Annotated in this window: 17 protein-coding genes; all 17 read right to left on the bottom strand. The window is 43.9% G+C overall.

Going from position 1 to position 16824, the window contains the following annotated elements:
• Entirely contained in the window at window positions 1-1956 is a 1956-nt protein-coding gene (locus RP262_RS05970; protein ID WP_311154567.1) for a V-type ATP synthase subunit I, read from the bottom strand.
• A complete protein-coding gene (locus tag RP262_RS05965; protein ID WP_311154566.1) occupies window positions 1946-2269 on the bottom strand; it encodes a hypothetical protein in 324 nt (107 codons plus the stop codon). Before RP262_RS05965 ends, RP262_RS05970 begins: the two co-directional genes overlap by 11 nt.
• Before the next feature lie 151 nt (window positions 2270-2420).
• The gene (locus RP262_RS05960) at window positions 2421-3317 is read right to left on the bottom strand and encodes an ROK family protein (RefSeq protein WP_311154565.1); all 897 of its coding nucleotides are present in this window, start codon (window positions 3315-3317) and stop codon (window positions 2421-2423) included.
• Complete coding sequence (locus RP262_RS05955; RefSeq protein WP_311154564.1) at window positions 3314-4156, bottom strand: MurR/RpiR family transcriptional regulator; 843 nt, start codon at window positions 4154-4156, stop codon at window positions 3314-3316. Before RP262_RS05955 ends, RP262_RS05960 begins: the two co-directional genes overlap by 4 nt.
• Window positions 4157-4325: 169 nt before the next feature.
• On the bottom strand, window positions 4326-4778 hold the full coding sequence (locus tag RP262_RS05950) for a YhcH/YjgK/YiaL family protein (protein ID WP_004185097.1): 453 nt from the start codon (window positions 4776-4778) through the stop codon (window positions 4326-4328).
• Window positions 4778-6316 (bottom strand): sodium:solute symporter, encoded by a 1539-nt coding sequence (locus RP262_RS05945; RefSeq protein ID WP_002901990.1) that lies wholly within the window; start codon window positions 6314-6316, stop codon window positions 4778-4780. The genes RP262_RS05950 and RP262_RS05945 overlap by 1 nt, the downstream gene beginning before the upstream one ends.
• Window positions 6317-6400: 84 nt before the next feature.
• A complete protein-coding gene (locus RP262_RS05940) occupies window positions 6401-7318 on the bottom strand; it encodes a dihydrodipicolinate synthase family protein (protein ID WP_125337558.1) in 918 nt (305 codons plus the stop codon).
• Window positions 7319-7332: 14 nt separating this feature from the next.
• Window positions 7333-8034 (bottom strand): N-acetylmannosamine-6-phosphate 2-epimerase, encoded by a 702-nt coding sequence (locus RP262_RS05935; protein WP_311154563.1) that lies wholly within the window; start codon window positions 8032-8034, stop codon window positions 7333-7335.
• Window positions 8035-8358: 324 nt separating this feature from the next.
• The gene (locus RP262_RS05930; RefSeq protein WP_399553056.1) at window positions 8359-8466 is read right to left on the bottom strand and encodes an acetylxylan esterase; all 108 of its coding nucleotides are present in this window, start codon (window positions 8464-8466) and stop codon (window positions 8359-8361) included.
• Window positions 8467-8581: 115 nt separating this feature from the next.
• A complete protein-coding gene (locus RP262_RS05925) occupies window positions 8582-9235 on the bottom strand; it encodes a DUF6796 family protein (RefSeq protein WP_311154593.1) in 654 nt (217 codons plus the stop codon).
• Between the two features lie 108 nt (window positions 9236-9343).
• The gene (locus tag RP262_RS05920) at window positions 9344-9502 is read right to left on the bottom strand and encodes a shikimate dehydrogenase (protein ID WP_311154592.1); all 159 of its coding nucleotides are present in this window, start codon (window positions 9500-9502) and stop codon (window positions 9344-9346) included.
• 202 nt (window positions 9503-9704) lie between these two features.
• Window positions 9705-12359: a bifunctional acetaldehyde-CoA/alcohol dehydrogenase gene (gene adhE, locus RP262_RS05910; RefSeq protein ID WP_311154562.1), complete on the bottom strand. Its 2655-nt coding sequence runs from the start codon at window positions 12357-12359 to the stop codon at window positions 9705-9707.
• Window positions 12360-12663: 304 nt separating this feature from the next.
• Window positions 12664-14469 (bottom strand): acyltransferase family protein, encoded by a 1806-nt coding sequence (locus RP262_RS05905; RefSeq protein WP_311154591.1) that lies wholly within the window; start codon window positions 14467-14469, stop codon window positions 12664-12666.
• Complete coding sequence (locus tag RP262_RS05900; protein ID WP_002907692.1) at window positions 14459-14884, bottom strand: MORN repeat-containing protein; 426 nt, start codon at window positions 14882-14884, stop codon at window positions 14459-14461. Before RP262_RS05900 ends, RP262_RS05905 begins: the two co-directional genes overlap by 11 nt.
• Window positions 14877-15299: a low molecular weight protein-tyrosine-phosphatase gene (locus RP262_RS05895; RefSeq protein ID WP_049552807.1), complete on the bottom strand. Its 423-nt coding sequence runs from the start codon at window positions 15297-15299 to the stop codon at window positions 14877-14879. Before RP262_RS05895 ends, RP262_RS05900 begins: the two co-directional genes overlap by 8 nt.
• 459 nt (window positions 15300-15758) lie before the next feature.
• Window positions 15759-16202 (bottom strand): hypothetical protein, encoded by a 444-nt coding sequence (locus tag RP262_RS05890; protein WP_049539667.1) that lies wholly within the window; start codon window positions 16200-16202, stop codon window positions 15759-15761.
• A 53-nt stretch (window positions 16203-16255) separates the two neighbouring features.
• A complete protein-coding gene (locus RP262_RS05885) occupies window positions 16256-16819 on the bottom strand; it encodes a nucleotidyltransferase family protein (RefSeq protein WP_049552806.1) in 564 nt (187 codons plus the stop codon).
• Between the last annotated feature and the right edge of the window lie 5 nt (window positions 16820-16824).

Below are 16824 nucleotides of genomic sequence, written 5' to 3'. Positions count from 1 at the left end.
TTATTTCTTGCTTTGCTGAACGTATTTCTCACTAGGCTTAAGCGGAGTGAAAGGCTTGCCGCCACCGTCGTAGAATTTTCCAAAGAATTCCACGAAAATCAAACGCGCTCCGTGTACATAACCGGACAGAAAAGATAGAAACATATTGACTAAATGCAGGGCAATAAAGAGCAGAATGCCAACGCTAAAGCGAGCGACAGGTGGAAAGAGGCTGACAATCAGGTTAAAGGCCGAGCCAATGCTGGCCCCCGAAAGCCCCAGAGCCATCAGCCGCGTAAAGCTGACAAGGTCTCCTACATAGCCGCTGACATTGTAGAGATTAAAGAGACCTGACCCCAATCCTGCCAAGCTTTTAGCACTGACAATGGATACTGCCAATACGCCAAGTGCATTGATGATAGCCAGCCACTGACCAATCGTTGCTGCAAAAGCCAAGGATGGGAAGAAATTTCCCAGGGCCAAGAGCAGCAGCCCTAGCAAAATCAGTACCCAAGCAAAGCCTGCATTATAAGCTTCTGCATAATCCTTGATGCGAATATTTTTCAGCCCGCTGAGGAAGAGGCTCGCCAGCACTGTAATGAAGCCAAAGACGACCGAAATAACCAGAATCGTCATGGCGTCGGAGCTGGTGCTAATGAGAGCAAAGGGCAGTTCAAAGCCAAAGAAAGAACCATAAACCAGCCCCCAGATGATGACTGCCACACCCAGCAGGCGGAAGAATCGCAGATTCTTAGCCAGTCCCGGCTTGACATGCAAGAAGTGCAGCGCCAGGCTGGTGCCCACAAAGAGCAAAAGGCCGTAGCCGATGTCCGCAACCATCATGCCAAAGAATACAAAATAAAATAGGGAAACGACGGGGGTTGGATCCTTATCACCGTACTTAGGCAAGGAATACATCTCTGTCACTAGCTCGAAGGGCTCCACCAAGGCATTGTTTTTTAGCTTGGTCGGAACTTTATCTTCCTCATCCGGTCGAATCTCTCTGGTCTGGATGAGAATGCTCTGGCCAAACTGCTCCGTCAAGCAAGCCTCAAGAGCTTGAACTTGATTGCTTTCGATCCAGCCTTCCAAGGCCGCCAGATTTTGCGTACTGGCTAACTGATTTTTACTTTCTTGGCGGGAGGAGAGATTGCAGAGATAGTCCAGCTGAACCTTGAGCTGATCCAGTTCATTCTTGGAAGCTGCCAGACTCTTGGTCATAGCATCTGCCACCGCCTCATGCTGTCGAATATTGGCCTTGAGCTGGGCTATCCGATCAGCAGGCAGTTCCTCATGGTCATACTCAAAAGGCTTAAAGCCGTACTCTTTCAAGATTTTGCGAACTTCTTCCAGAGAGCCTGTCTTGTAAAAAATAAGAACCCCGTGCTCCGTATCATCGGTAAAGACTTCCTGAAACTTCAGGTCAGGATGTGCTCCCAGAGTCAGGCGCAGAGCATCGTCGTCAGTATTAGGAATCGTCCCAATCAAAGCTCCCAGATGGCTGAAAGTCGCAGCTGCTTGCGGTGTTAGCTCCAGCGGCTCCCACCTCTCCAGCGCAGCCACTTCCAAGCGGTCAGCTTCTATCTGACCTTTGGCCTCTTGTAAGACCTTGAGCTGCTTGCTGATTCCTTCTAATAGCGCCACCTCATCCCGAGCCTTCCCTGCCTGCTCCAAAGCAGCAAAGGACAGCTCCAAGGGCTCTTCTTTTAAGGATTCCAGAAGTTTCTTTTTGGGCATAAAAGGCTCCAGCTCTGCAATTAGCCGTTCCAATTTCTCCTGACGACTGAGCAAATCCTGCTGAGATAGCTGCCGATCCGGTTGGCCGACTAAAGCCTGCTCAAAGGCTGCCTGCCAGTCCTCTTCCTGCCGCAGGTCATGAATCTGAACCGACTCTAACCCCTGTAGGTAAAAGAGAAGCTGATCCAGCAGTTCCTTGGGCAGAAGCAGAGACAGCTGCCGCATTTGACTAATGGCCATAGGCTTCTACCACCTTCTCTACAATGGCTCGCGCCAAGTCTGCTTTTTTGTCCGTCAACGCAGCCGCAACCTTGGCCTCATTTTGCTGGGTTGTCTGCTCCAAGTCTTGCTGCAGGAGCACCAACTTTTGCTGGGAACTCGCGGTTAATTCCTCTGTCAGCTTTTGCGTTTCATTGTCATAGGTCTGACCCATCTGCCTGAGATTTTCATCTACCTGCTGTCGCAGCTCCTGAGCCTGCGTCCTGTAGCCTATCAAAACTTCTTCTGCAGCAGTTTCAATTTCCTGCATTTTTTCAAGTGTTTCATTGGCCATCTATTCACCCCCTCGTTTTCAAAAACCTTCGAAAACGGATTTTAAAATCTGCATTCCTGGCTGACTGTCCAACCATCTGGCAAACTCATCTTCTGGAATACAGCTTCGTACTTGCATAAATTATATCATATTCTTTCTGAAAACATCTTTTTCAAACAGAGTTTTTCTCTTGATTCAGAAAATGTCGAACAGCGCCTAATCGTCCGGCTTCATTCCCTAGGGCTGCTGACACCAAGTTTTTAGGCAAAAAGCGCGGATCTACCACTTGCTGCTTCATTAGGCTTTCCAATCGCGGCAGAATAAGCTCTGACCGGGCTAATATGCCCCCGCCGACAATCAACACCTCTGGATTTAGAATATAGGACAGGGTTAAGAGACCTTTAGCTAGGCGACCTAAGAATATATCAAGTGTTTCCTGCGCCAGCTTATTTCTCTGGTCTATCGCCGCAAAAAAGCTACGCCCAGTATGGCCTTGCTCACCTGTCTTTTGGCTGTATAATGCCAACAAGGCAGTTGTTGAGGCCAGGGATTGCCAGTCCTGTCCATCTTCCATGGGCAGATAGCCTACCTCACCAGCAGTATAAGTGGATCCATTGACAATCTTTCCATCATTGATAATGCCACCGCCAATGCCTGTACCAACCGTAATCATGACAGCAGAAGCATGACCTTTAGCAGAACCGAGCCAGGCTTCACCAAGGGCAGCACAATTAACATCATTTTCAATCGCACTCGGTAAACCAAATTCTTTTAAAATCCGACTCCGGAAATCTGTCCCAATATAGCCTGGAATGGTATAGCCAGCGTAACTGATTTTCCCTGCCTGGCTGTCAACTACACCAGCAGATGAAATCGCTACACCATCTAGCTCAAACTTCTCCTTATAAAATGCTATTAGCTTGCAAACCTGTTCTAAAATCTGATTCGTTTTCTTTTCAAAGTCGATCTCAGTAGCAACTTCTCGAAATTGATTTAGACTACGTCCGTCAGACTGATAGAGATCTGCTTTAATCGTTGTCCCACCGATATCTATTCCAACAATATTCACGATTCATGCTCCTTGTCATCTTGATTTTCTTCTAAAGCTGAAAGTGTATTTGTAAAGATTTGGCTGCGATGATCTCGGTCTAAATCCATATAATAGGCATAGAAAATGTCCATCACGACTAAAACCGGAAACTGAGGAGAGATATTATTGCCCTGTGCTAAGTGCTTCTTGACAGCTACTAAGACCAGTTCATCACACTGCTTCCTTAAGTCATCGCTGTTATTGGATGTTACCAGCACAGTCTTGGCTCCGACTTTTTTGGCATTCTGAATAGCCTGCGTGATAATTTTAGTCTCGCCAGATATGGAAATGCCAATAACCAGACAGTCCGAATCCAGCATGACTCTATTCACCCGAATCATATGGTCGTCCGTAATGGCCTTACAAACCATTCCCAACCGCATGAAGCGAAACTCCATTTCCCGAGCCACTAAGCCTGAGCTCCCCTGCCCGTAGATATAGACTCGCCCAGCATTGTTGAGCATATCTCCCACGCGCAGGAACTGTTCTTCATCAATCAAGGAAAAAGTCTTATTGAGCAATTCGCCATAATCAGACAAGACATTTCTCGTCAAATCCCTACTGACATTTTTACTTTCTGAGCTGGATTCCTGAAATTCAAAGATAAACTGCCGATAGCCTGAAAAGCCACATTTTTTGGCGAAGCGAGTCAGAGAAGGCACAGAGACATAGAGCTTCTGAGACACAGCCTGAGCCGATAGATCAGCTGTCAGCGCCTCAGCAGACAGAAAATAGTCTGCAATCTTCTTTTCCAGGTGTGTCAGACTGCCGTATACAGACTCAATCACTGGCAAAATGTTTTTTTCCAAAGAAACCATCAGACATCTTCCTCCTGCAACTATTTTCTTTATTCTACCACTTTCTCAAAAGTAATTCCAACCCTTCCTTGCTAGAATTCTCCATCAGAAAATAAAATTCAAAACTAACTAAAAAAGCTGGGGCAGCATGTTAAGAACAATCCGTCTTTCTCATCCCGCCCGCAGCCTTTTATACAATTTTTACTTTAAAGACAACCTTACGGATGGGGCCGGCTTCTTCAGCTATCAGTCCAGTCTTATGGGCGTCATTAGGATCCAGCAAGAGTAGGCTGCCAGGAGTGAATATCAGGTCAAACAAAGCTTGGCCGGACATCTGCTGCCAGTCTCCTTCCGCATCATAATCCCCTTCTTCCATATTGGACAAAAAGTTATAGTGGATGCGCTCCCTTCCTTCAAAAATCAGATGCACATCGTAAAATTCCCTATGACTTTCCCAGACCCGTTCATCTTCGGTCGTGGTCGTCATTTCAATGACATTGTAAAAGAAATCATCAGACACAGGGTGATTGCCCTTTTCATCTTGGCTAACATCATGTGTCTGTAAAAATTCTAGGACTTTTTTTAAGGCAGGATGCTGAATGTCTCTCTCAACAGCTGCTCCTTTATATTGAACTAGTTCCATTAGTGCCGTACCTCCCATGATTTATCTGCATGAATACTTGCAATATCGTAAACTGTTGTATTCTCTGGCGCAGCCTTGCCGCCAGTTAAGACGGAGACCACATAGCCTACAATCAAGGAAACGACAATTGAAATCAAGGAATAAGCCCAAATACTAACTGCTTCTGCTGGCAGAGCGTACTTGATGACTAGCAGGACAATACTGGAAGCAATCATAGCTGCATAAGCTCCCTTGAGGTTGGCACGCTTGGTGAAGATTCCCAGAATAAAGATTCCTCCCAAGACACCTAGCACCAAGCCCATAAAGCCATTGAACCAGACATAGGCCGATGTAATACCAGTATGAGCCATTACGATTGAAACTACTGTAGAGAAGACTCCTACACCTAGAGAAACATATTGAGCAATTTTAGTCCGTTTCTTGTCGTCCAGATTGCTGGACACAACATCTTGAATATCCAGAGTCCAAGAAGTCGCTACAGAATTAAGACCCGTAGAAATAGTAGACTGAGCCGCCGCATAAATGGCTGCAATCAGAACACCGGTCACTCCAACTGGAAGACCATAGGCGATAAAGTAAGTGAAGATCTGGTCTTGAGGAATAGAGCTGCCCTCACTGCCTGGATGCTGTACTTGATAATAGACGTATAAACCTGTACCAATCAGATAAAAGACAGAAGCGATAAAGATTGACAAAACTCCATTCGTAAACATCATTTTATTGAGTTTCTTCACATTCTGAGTTGTCGTAAAGCGCTGAACGATATCTTGCGAAGATACATAAGAGGACAGGGTATTGATACCAGATCCCAAGATAATTAGGAAAATAGAATCTTTTAGCAAGTTAGGATTGAAAATAGTTTCTTTCCCTGAGATAAATTTACCACTGGCCAGCTCACTAGCAATATCGCCAAAGCCACCCTTGAGATTAGCAATCAGGAAGAAAAGCCCTACAACTGTACCAATCAAGAGTACTGAACCTTGGATAAAGTCTGTCCACAGAACTGACTTGACTCCACCGGTATAGGAGTAAACAATGGCAATCGCACCCATCGCGATAATCAGGATATTGACATCAATCTTCGTCAAAGTAGCCAGGGCCACTGAAGGTAGATACATAATGATGGACATGCGGCCGATTTGATAGATGATGAAGAAGACAGCTGACAAAGCTCGCAAGGCCTTAGAGCCAAAACGTTTTTGCAGGTAGTCATAGGCTGTATCAATATCTAGACGTGCATAAATCGGCAAGAAGAAACGAATAGCCACTGGAATGGCAAAAATCATACCCAACTGGGCAAACCAGAGAAGCCAAGTCCCTGCATAAGAGTTCCCCGCCAGTGTCATAAAGGAAATCGGACTTAGCAATGTAGCAAAAATGGAAACAGATGTTACATACCAAGGCACCGTTCCATCACCTTTAAAGAACTCTTTACCCTGCATCTCCTTTTTGGAGAACAGCAAACCTGCTACCAGAACAACTAGTAAATACACAATCAGAATAATCATATCGATTGTGGTAAAACCAACATTTCCCATAGAATTTCTCCATTATTATTCATCTCCAGAGCGTGGGATGGGCAGGCTTAGACTGCCCTAGACTCTGGTGTCACACTCTTTATATTACAAGAAATCTTCTCTTACCTGCTTAATCATAGCAGCCGCTTCTTTGGCAATCGCATAGTCTCCCTCAGATAGAGGCTCTAACGGTGCTCGAACAGAACCAATATCTAAGTCCTCATTGAGACGAAGAATTTCTTTCATAACAGCATAGAGATTTGCGCGACCGCTGACCATCTTGTAAATCACACTATTAATCGCATGCTGCAGTTCTTTAGCACGATCCAGTTTTTTGTCAATGATAAGCTGGTTGAGCTTCAGGAAGAGGTCCGGCATAACAGCATAGGTTCCGCCAATTCCAGCCTTAGCACCAATAACTCGACCGCTGATAAACTGTTCATCTGGACCATTAAAGACAATATGATCTTCCCCACCTTCTGCGACAAAGATTTGAATATCTTGAGTCGGCATAGAAGAGTTTTTAACCCCAATAACTCGTGGGTTTTTACGCATTTCTGCATAGAGGGCTGGTGTCAGGGTCGTTCCAGACAGCTGCGGAATATTGTAGATGACAAAGTCAGTATTCGGAGCCGCTGCACTCATATCGTTCCAGTACTTAGCGATAGAATAGTCCGGCAAACGGAAGTAAATAGGAGGAATAGCAGCGATGGCATCGACACCCAAACTTTCAGCATGCTTAGCCAGTTCCACACTGTCCTTAGTGTTGTTGCAAGCCACATGAGCGATAACTGTCAGTTTGCCCTTAGCCACTTCCATGACATTTTCCAAAATTAATTTCCGGTCTGCTACACTGAGGTAAATACACTCACCAGAAGAACCATTAACATAGACACCCTTAACTCCCTTATCAATAAAGTACTGAGTCAAAGCGCGAACACGTTCTGGGCTTACTTCTCCTGCTTCATCATAACAAGCATAAAAAGCCGGAATGACACCTTCATATTTTTCTAATTTTGACATATTCTTCCTCTTTTCTATTCTTTCGTTGCGTCTGCAAACTTCCTTGTAATCAGCTGCGGCCGTGTAATAGCAGATCCAACTACCACACTAAAGGCTCCCAGCTCTAGAACTCTTTTCACCTTTTCAGGACTATCAATATTCCCCTCAGCAATCAGAGGGTGCTGAATCTCAGCTAAAGCTTTTCGGATGATTTCAAAGTCATTGGCTTCAATCTTATCTCCTTCGCTCTGACTAGTATAGCCCACCAAGGTTGTTCCGATAAAATCAAATCCCATTCGATCAGCTTCCAGCATCTCGTCAAGAGTTGAACAATCAGCCATCAAAAGCTGCTGAGGATATTTTTCTTTCACTTTTTGAAAAAATGCTTTTAAACTCTCTCCTTGAGGTCTGCTGGAATTTGTCGCATCTAAAGCAATAATCTCCGGATGGGCTTCCATCAGCCCATCCACTTCCGCTATAGTTGGTGTAATAAAAGCTTGGGCATCTGGATAATCTCTCTTGATAATCCCAATTACTGGCAAATCCACCGCTTCTTTAATAGCCTTGATGTCTATAACCGAGTTAGCCCGAATTCCGCTAGCACCTCCTTCTTTGGCCGCCACTGCCATACGAGCCATGATAAAGTCGCTATGTAATGGTTCGTTTGGTAGAGCCTGACACGACACAATTAACTTATGTCTCAACTCTTCCATTTGATTCCTATCCTCCTTACTCATTTATTGTAAGCCTTTACATTTATTATCTTAACATTTATTGCAATTAGTTTCAATATGATTTTACTTTTAGAAAGTACTTTCTTTTTAAGTATTACTTTTTATCTCAGTTTGAAACTTATACAGACGAATATAGCTAAAATATTTATTTTTTTCGTGGCTGTTCCAACATTTTTCTACAACTAAAAAGAACTAGGCGAATGCCTAGTCCTAGGGGGAAGCAGTTTTGTAGACTTCCAGTCTTAAAGGAATAAAAGCTAACAAACACTAAGCTCAACCAGCTTATTTAAAAGCCCAAATTTGAAGTATAAATCAGCAGAATGCCAATTAGAAAACCTCCGCCACTTGTTTATCCCAAAAGGTATCAAAATCGTCGGGCATTTCATCTCTTCCGCGATAATGTAACATTTCTTTAAGCAAAGTAGGGTTTTTCATGTCTTATCCTCCCAACGATTCTTGAGACCTCTTTCATCATACCATATAAAGAGGAAGTTTTCAATAGGTTAATATATAGATTTTCTGTTTTTCTGAAATTTTACCGATTCGCCGCCTAAGAACCTATATGAAGCAGGAGCAGTAAATAGAACAAACTAAATCCTATGTTTAGGCCAGCTCCGTTAAGGTAGGGGCGTCCGATTCTCAGCTTTTCTACCAGTAAGATAGTCAACAGACTGAGAGGTAAAGGAGTCAGCAGCCCCAGATAAGCAGGCAATATTGTCTGACCGGTAACTATTAGCAGCGAGTAAACGAGCCAGCCTAGACCTGTCAGAGCGATAGCTGTCCGCCAAGTTATATCTAGAAAGAGCACTGCTTCATTGATAAGCCCGCTATCTTCGTCTGAGCAGACCTGTCCGCCGCTTCGTTTATAAGCCTTTTTGCTGATGATTCCAACGTAGTAAAAGGCCACATGTGCCACGGGCGACAGGGCAAATCCAATTCCTAACAGTGCTATTGACAGATAAGCCCACAAGCCCTTATTTGTCAAACCAAAGAGAGCATAAAGCGAGACTAACATAAGAGGGATTGAGAAGTTAGCCACCAGAGCGCCCAGACGCAGCCGACCGACAGAGCCAGACAGCATCAGCATAGCCAGATTCTTATTGCCAATCCGACTCTGCTCCGTAAAGTAGGCATAACTTTCCTTATCTACCTCAAAGCCAACCAGCAGAATATCCCCCAATAACCAGCAAAGACCACTCAACAGCCCAGCCCATAAAGATTAAAAAATCACATTACTCTCCTTTTTCCATTGTCCTCTTATCTTAGCACAAAAGCTCACTTAATCACAAGTAATCAGAAGGTTTACGTCTTTTTACCCCAGCAAGCTCCTTTCGTTAAGAGACCTAGAGCTCACGTCGCTCCGCTCCTCAGCATCAATGTCTCTAAGCTCGGCTTCGACCGACGGTCTTGCCTGGTTATGTGTTTCTTCAAGGTGTACAGCTTTTGTCCTAAAGGACAAAACTGCATCCACTGCTCTATAACTCAACTTTGTCCTACGGACACGTTTCGTTAAGACACATAGCGCTCACGTCACTCCGCTCCTCAGCATCAATGTCTCTAAGCTTGGCTTCGACCGACGGTCTTGCCTCGCTAAGACACATAGAAAAATCCCCTACCAAAGGGTAGGGGATGACCGACAAACTGTCTTATTTTTAATTGAGGAAGCTGCTCGTTTATTTGCGGCGTCCTGGGCGTTCCTTGTAGCCATAGTATGCGTCTTCGATGATTTCCTGCATGTGGTCAACCATTGGAAGACGTGGGTTGGCTGGAGAGCATTGGTCTTCATAAGCAAGGAAGGCCAATTCGCGTGAATGTTCTTTCCATTCTTTTTCGTCAATACCTTGAGCCTTGAAGTTCATTTCGATACCGACACGTTCTCCCAGTTCATAAACAGCTTTCGCAAATGATTCAACACCTTCTTCTGGAGTAGAAGCTGGCAAGCCAAGCATACGAGCGATGTCTTGGTATTTCTCATCCGCACGGTAGTAGTTGTACTTAGGCCATGTCGCTGTCTTAGCTGGACGTGTACCGTTGTAGCGGATTACATATGGCAGCAAGATCGCATTGGTACGACCGTGGATCGTATGGAACTGAGCACCAATCTTATGGGCCATAGAGTGGGAAATTCCCAGGAAGGCATTGGCGAAGGCCATACCAGCGATAGTAGAGGCATTGTGCATCTTTTCGCGAGAGTGGAAGTCAGCGTTCTTAACAGAGCTTTCCAGATTTTCAAAGACTAGTTTGATCGCTTGGAGAGCCAAACCATCTGTAAAGTCGCTGGCCATCTGAGATACATAAGCTTCTGTTGCGTGAGTCAGCACGTCCATACCAGTGTCTGCTGCGACAAATCCTGGAACAGTCAGTACCAGAGCTGGGTCTACAATGGCTACAGTTGGAGTCAGAGAGTAGTCAGCAATTGGGTACTTGCGGTTGTTAGCCTTGTCAGAGATAACGGCAAATGGTGTTACTTCTGAACCTGTACCAGATGTTGTAGGGATTGCGATAAACTTAGTCTTCTTACCAAGCAACGGGAATTTGAAGGCACGTTTACGGATATCCATGAATTTTTGCACAAGGTCACGGAAGTCCACTTCTGGTTGCTCATAGAAGAGCCACATGACTTTAGCTGCGTCCATTGGTGAACCACCACCCAGAGCGATGATTGTATCAGGTTTGAAGGTACGCATAATCTCTGTACCACGTTCAACTGTTGTGATATCTGGATCTGGTTCTACGTCTGCAAAGATTTGGTAAACAACCTTATTACGACGAAGATCGAGTTGTTCGATGATACGATCTAGGAAACCAAGCTCTACCATAGCATGGTCTGTTACGATCATGACACGTTCCACATCGCGACATTTTTGCAGGTATTGGATAGAGTCACGCTCGAAGTAAGTTTTTGAAGGGAGTTTCATCCATTGCATATTATTTCTACGTCTTCCTACTTTTTTGATGTTCAAGAGATTCACAGCACTAACGTTATCACCAACTGAGTTGCGACCATAAGAACCACAGCCCAGAGTCAGTGATGGCAGGAAGGCATTATAAACATCCCCGATACCTCCGAAAGTAGAAGGTGAGTTACAGATAACACGAATAGCTTTAACTGCTTTACCAAATTCTTTAGTTAGTTCTTCATCTGCTGTGTGGATGGCTGCTGAGTGACCAAGACCATGGAATTCTACCATTTGACGGGCCTTTTCAACACCGTCTTCACGGGATTCAGACTTGAGAACAGCGATGACAGGTGACAGTTTTTCACGTGTCAATGGCTCTTTTTCCCCAACTTCTTTACACTCTGCGGCCAAGATATTCGTATCTTCTGGCACGCTGAAGCCTGCTTGCTCTGCAATCCAAGTGGCTGGCTTACCAACGATATCCGGATTGAGCTTAGCACCAGCACAGTTCTTGCTGTTTGCCTTAGCGCCGAAGCAGAATTCTTCCAACAGAGCTTTTTCTTTCTTATTGACAAAGTAAGTATGATAAGATTTGAACTCTTCTACAAATTCATCATAAACTTCCTTATCAATGATAACGGCTTGCTCAGAGGCACAGACCATACCATTGTCAAAGGACTTAGACATAACGATATCGTGCGCTGCTTGACGGATATTAGCTGATTTTTCCACGTAAGCTGGTACGTTTCCGGCACCAACCCCAAGAGCTGGCTTACCACATGAGTAAGCTGCCTTCACCATTGCGTTACCACCTGTCGCAAGGATTGTTGCAATCCCTTCGTGGTTCATAAGTGCAGAAGTTGCTTCCATCGATGGCGCTGTAATCCACTGCACACAATTCTCAGGAGCACCTGCTGCAATCGCTGCATCACGCACGATTTGTGCTGCATGGGCAGATGATTCTTGTGCAGATGGGTGGAAAGCAAAGATAATCGGATTACGTGTTTTTAAGGAAATCAAAGATTTGAAAATCGCTGTTGAAGTTGGGTTGGTTGTTGGAGTAATTCCGCAGACAACACCCACTGGCTCCGCAATCAAGGTCAAACCAGTCACATCATCTTCCTGAATAACACCGACAGTTTTCGTGTGGCGCATATTATTCACAACGTGCTCACAGGCAAATAAGTTTTTAGTCGCCTTATCTTCAAAAACTCCGCGACCCGTTTCTTCATAAGCATGCAGAGCCAACTCACCATGGGCATCCAAAGCTGCTACAGAGGCCTTGGCTACGATGTAGTCCACCTGTTCCTGATTCAGCTTTCTCATTTCCTCCAGTGCAACCAGACCTTTTTGCACCAATTCATCGACATGCTTTTGCGCTGCCAAAGCCTTGTCTTCTTGTTCTACCGTTTTCTTCTTTTCAGCCATTCTATTCCTCCAATGGTTTTGCCTTAGGTTAGACGAAGAACACTAACCTTTGTTAATTATTTCACAATACAATTATAACTTATTTAATACCTTTTGTAAACACTTTCACTTAACATTCACAAACTTTTTCCTGTTATTTTGTGAATGTCATACAATAAGCGCTGATTTGCCAGATTATTTTTGTCTATTTTGTGAAAAACTTTTTTAATTTTTTAGAGATTTCACATACTTTTGTTTTCACATAATATATGAAAACACTTTCTTGCTTTAGATATAAAAAGCTCGGACGAACCGAGCTGATTATTTATGGTTTCACATTGCCAGAATTTGCTTCATCTATGGCTTGCTTAATGGTATTGGCATAGAGAGTCCCCCCCTCAATGATGGACTCTGAGTTCGAGCCAAAGTGTACATAGTCTGTCCCTTCCCAAATCTGCGGATTTTCGATAGCAGTTTGATGCCAGTCAGCCACAAAGACATAGTCGTACTTTTTGGCTAATTCCAGCTCATACTCCCGCTGCTGAGCTAAAACACCGCCCTCTGAGCGACCGTCATAAGGAGTCACGAGAATCAGTTGATGACCTTTAGGCAGGCTGGAAACATACTCATCCAAAAGTTCATTTGAATAACCAGACGAATTGGTCCCGAGAGCCAGGACAACCTGCTTCTTCAGCACTCTATTAGCAATATCTGTCTTATAGACCTCCAAGCCTGTGCTCAGACTGCGACTAACGACAGTGTCTAGCTCGATTCCTGGTAAGATCTTTTGCAATTGATCGCTTGAGCGTAGGGCAACCGAGTCACCAATCATGGTAATCCCGTCCGCCACATTGTACTCAGTCGCCTTGGACTGATCAACCTGACTCCGAGTTGTCTGCATCTTGGTGTCTGCTTGATTTAGAGCGTTGACAATCAAACTTTCCTCAAAAGCTCCGACCTTGGGTGCTGTCACCGAGATAAAGAACATAATCAAAGTCAGCGGAATCATGCTGTAAAAGATTGGTCTGGTAAGAGACGACAGGTCCATCTTGGTGCCCATGATAACTGGCTGACGACCAGCAAGAGTTGGCTCCAAGATATAGAAAGACAAGGCTGCAAAAATAAGAGACAGCAGCGTGGTCAAGAGAACAGCCAAGCCGTTACTCATCAGCTGGGTAAAGATAATATAGAATGGCCAGTGGAAGAGATAAACACCATAGCTGGTATCTGCGATAAAGTTGATAAGGCTAGGCTCCTTCACATCAGGGAGCTTATCATGCAACATCCTAGCAGCAAAAATCATCAGACAGGCCAAGATAGTCGAAATCAAGAATCCTACCAGGTAGGTCCAAAGATTATCAAACTTGAGTAGGAAGCTGAGCAAAAGCAAAACAGCTATGCTGCCCCCCATAATTCCTAGCACTTGCTTGAGAGCCAGCTTTCCCTCCAGCATCTTAAAGCGACTGCTGACATGGCCGACGCCAGATAAGGTTGCTAGGATGCTTCCTGCAAAGAAAGGAAAGACGTGGGTCAAACTTGAAAAATAAATATCAGAATAATTCTTAGTGGTCAAACCGCCAGCAAACATTGATACAAAGCTGAGCAAAAAGAGACCTGCAGAAACCAACGCAATCATACCGCGATAGCGGGCCGTTGACTTGGCAACCTTGCCCAAGCCCCAAGCAGCCAAGCCCCAAAGAACATAATAGTGCACTTCTAAAGCCAGACTCCAAGTGTGAATCAAGATGTGCGGCACAAACTGACTCTCATAACTGCCGCCAGATAGCATTTCATAAAAGTTGGTCACAAATCCCAAGGCAGCCGCAATCTGCGTTCCAATTCCAGCCACAAAATCCTTACGAATCAAGAGGGTAAAGGGCATAACGACCAAAATCATAAAGACCAGAGGGGGTACAATCCGATAAAAACGCCGTTTGAAAAAGCCTTGGATATCGATTTCTTTCTTCTTGGCAAACTCGTCAATAAGCAGAGCGGTAATCAAGAAGCCAGAAAAGGTAAAGAAGATATCCACACCAATAAAACCGCCAGGGAAAACGCCCTGGAAGTAATGATAAAGCAGAACTAGAAGCAGCCCCGTGATTCTGACGAGCGAAAACCATTTAATGCGCATTTTGATAAATTCCTTGTTTAAACGTTCCTTCATAAACGACATTGCCTTCTGTCGTTAGCTTCCCTTGTCCATCAGCCTGACCCTTGCTGAAGTCCCCTTCATATTTCCAGCCAGCCTGCGAGGTAAAGGTTCCTTTTCCGTCAAAGATGCCATTGCGAAATTGACCGCTATAACTGTCCCCATTTTGAAAAGTCATCGTCCCCTGACCGTTCATCTTCCCGCGAACCAAGGTTCCGTCATACTTGATTTTCCCCTGATCCAGCGTTAAAACGCCCTTACCAGGAATCCCCGAAGTAAAGACCAGAATAGCTGACAGTACAATGACCGTGACAGCCAAGAGTTCTAAATTCTGCCGGGTCAGATAGACCTTGTATTTATCGTAAAATTCTTTTACTTTATCCATATTCCTATCCATCCAAACGCTCTAGCCACTTCTTGCAGCCAGCCAAGACCAAATCATAGGTTTGGTCAAAATCTCCTGTGTACCAAGGATCTGGTACACTTTCTTCTTCAAACTGATAAATTTTATGCTGAAAATCCTCAGGCGCCAGCCGCTTCAAATCTCGGACATTGCTTTCATCCATACCAATGACGTAGTCAAAATCCGCAAAATCCGCTGTCGAAATCTGCTGAGAAGTCTTGTTCCTATCATAAGAAATGGCATATTTCTTAAAAATAGCCTGTGTTCCCCGATGAATGGGATTGCCTTGCTCCCAGCTTGAAGTTGCCCGGCTCTCGATTTTCAGTTGGTCTGTTAAACTCTTCATGACAAACTCTGCCATCGGACTGCGGCAGATATTGCCCAAACATACAAATACAATTTTCTTCATAGAATACCTCGCTATCTATTATAACAAAATAATGGCAAAAACTAGCCCTGAATCGTTTACAGTTTCCTGATTCTCGTTGAAAACGGGCAAGCCCTGCCCCTCTCATGTCTGAAAATAGCAAAAAACCACCGTTTGGTGGCTTTTTGTAGGGAGATTATTTTTTAAAAAGAAAAAAGTTTTAGGAGTTAAGTTAATTTCTTAACTTGGTTATAGTATAATATCCATTCCTTAAAACTTCCTTAAAATAACTTAAACATTTTACTCTTAATTTTTACTTATTTATTAGGATAGTGAAATGCCTGACCGTCTGAAGTTGTAATGGTGTTGGTTTCGTTATTATCCTTTGGATTAGACGTCACTAATTTCTGTTTATTCCGATCTAAAAAGTCTTTATTCATACTATAGACAGCATAATTCTGACCCAGACTATTCAATGTTAATCTGTATAATCAAACGACATTACACTTCTCCTCTCTCGCTATTAGAATAGATAACTAATATTTTGGATGAAGTTTTCCCCCTATGACTTTGAAGCATCTTCCATTGCTGATCAATTTCTTCATCTGTCTTTCCTTTCATTAGTCCATCATGATTTTCTTTACTATACAATTTATGATTTATTCCATAAATTATTTTTTCTCCATTATTAAATCGTATTTTTACATCACAAGACCAAGAACCTGGTTTATCATTATAGTAGGGTTCTGTTATCTCAATTTCCTCAAGACCTTCATAAGAATTCTTCAAAGCCTTTACTAGACTGACTTCATACTCTCTATTGTGGCGCTCTTCTTCGGAGTTTTTGTTCAAGGTAAACATATAAATCCCTCCTACAGTGATGATAGTCAACAATACAATAACAATGAGCCATTTGAATCTGCTCATATATCTAGATTTTGCCATAAGATTTTTAAACTTCCTTAAAATAACTTAAACATTTTACTCTTAATCTTTGCTTATTTATTAGGATAGTGGTATTCCAACTGCGGCCAGCGTTTCTGCCAATTCTTCTTAGCCAAGCGCTCAACATACACATGCTGGCGCTCCTTATTTTCAAGAAAATGAGAAGTCGGTCTGACCTGAAAGTTTAAGATATCCTCCAAACCATAGGGAGCAAAAAGTTCCAGTTTGTCATTTTCCAGCAAACGCAGGCCGATAGCAGTGCAGCGCTCAGGATACTTACTCATGGCTTCGCAAGCATTTTTATAAGGAGCCGTTCCAGGACTATGGCGGTGCATATAGGCTTGATTTCTGAGCTCCCATCGATACTGTGGCCAGTCTGCCTTGAGTTTGGCTTCCAGCTCTATCGTCTCTGCCTCAGCATAAGTCGGATCAAAGAAAATGACATCTACATCCGTCTCTGAGTCAAAACCTGGTCGCTCTGACAGCATATTCCAGATAAAATTCCTCACACATCCAGCCGCTAACCAAGAATCCTTGAGCTCCAGACTGCGAATAATTTCCAAAATCGCTCGGATGTCTGGATCCTGACCTAGTTGATTTAAGGCAATCTGTTCCATTTTCG

This window comes from uncultured Streptococcus sp., from assembly GCF_963456385.1.
Classification (GTDB): Bacteria; Bacillota; Bacilli; order Lactobacillales; family Streptococcaceae; genus Streptococcus.
The sequence above is the reverse complement of the archived record's forward strand: the minus strand, read 5'-3'. Positions and strand labels throughout refer to the sequence as shown.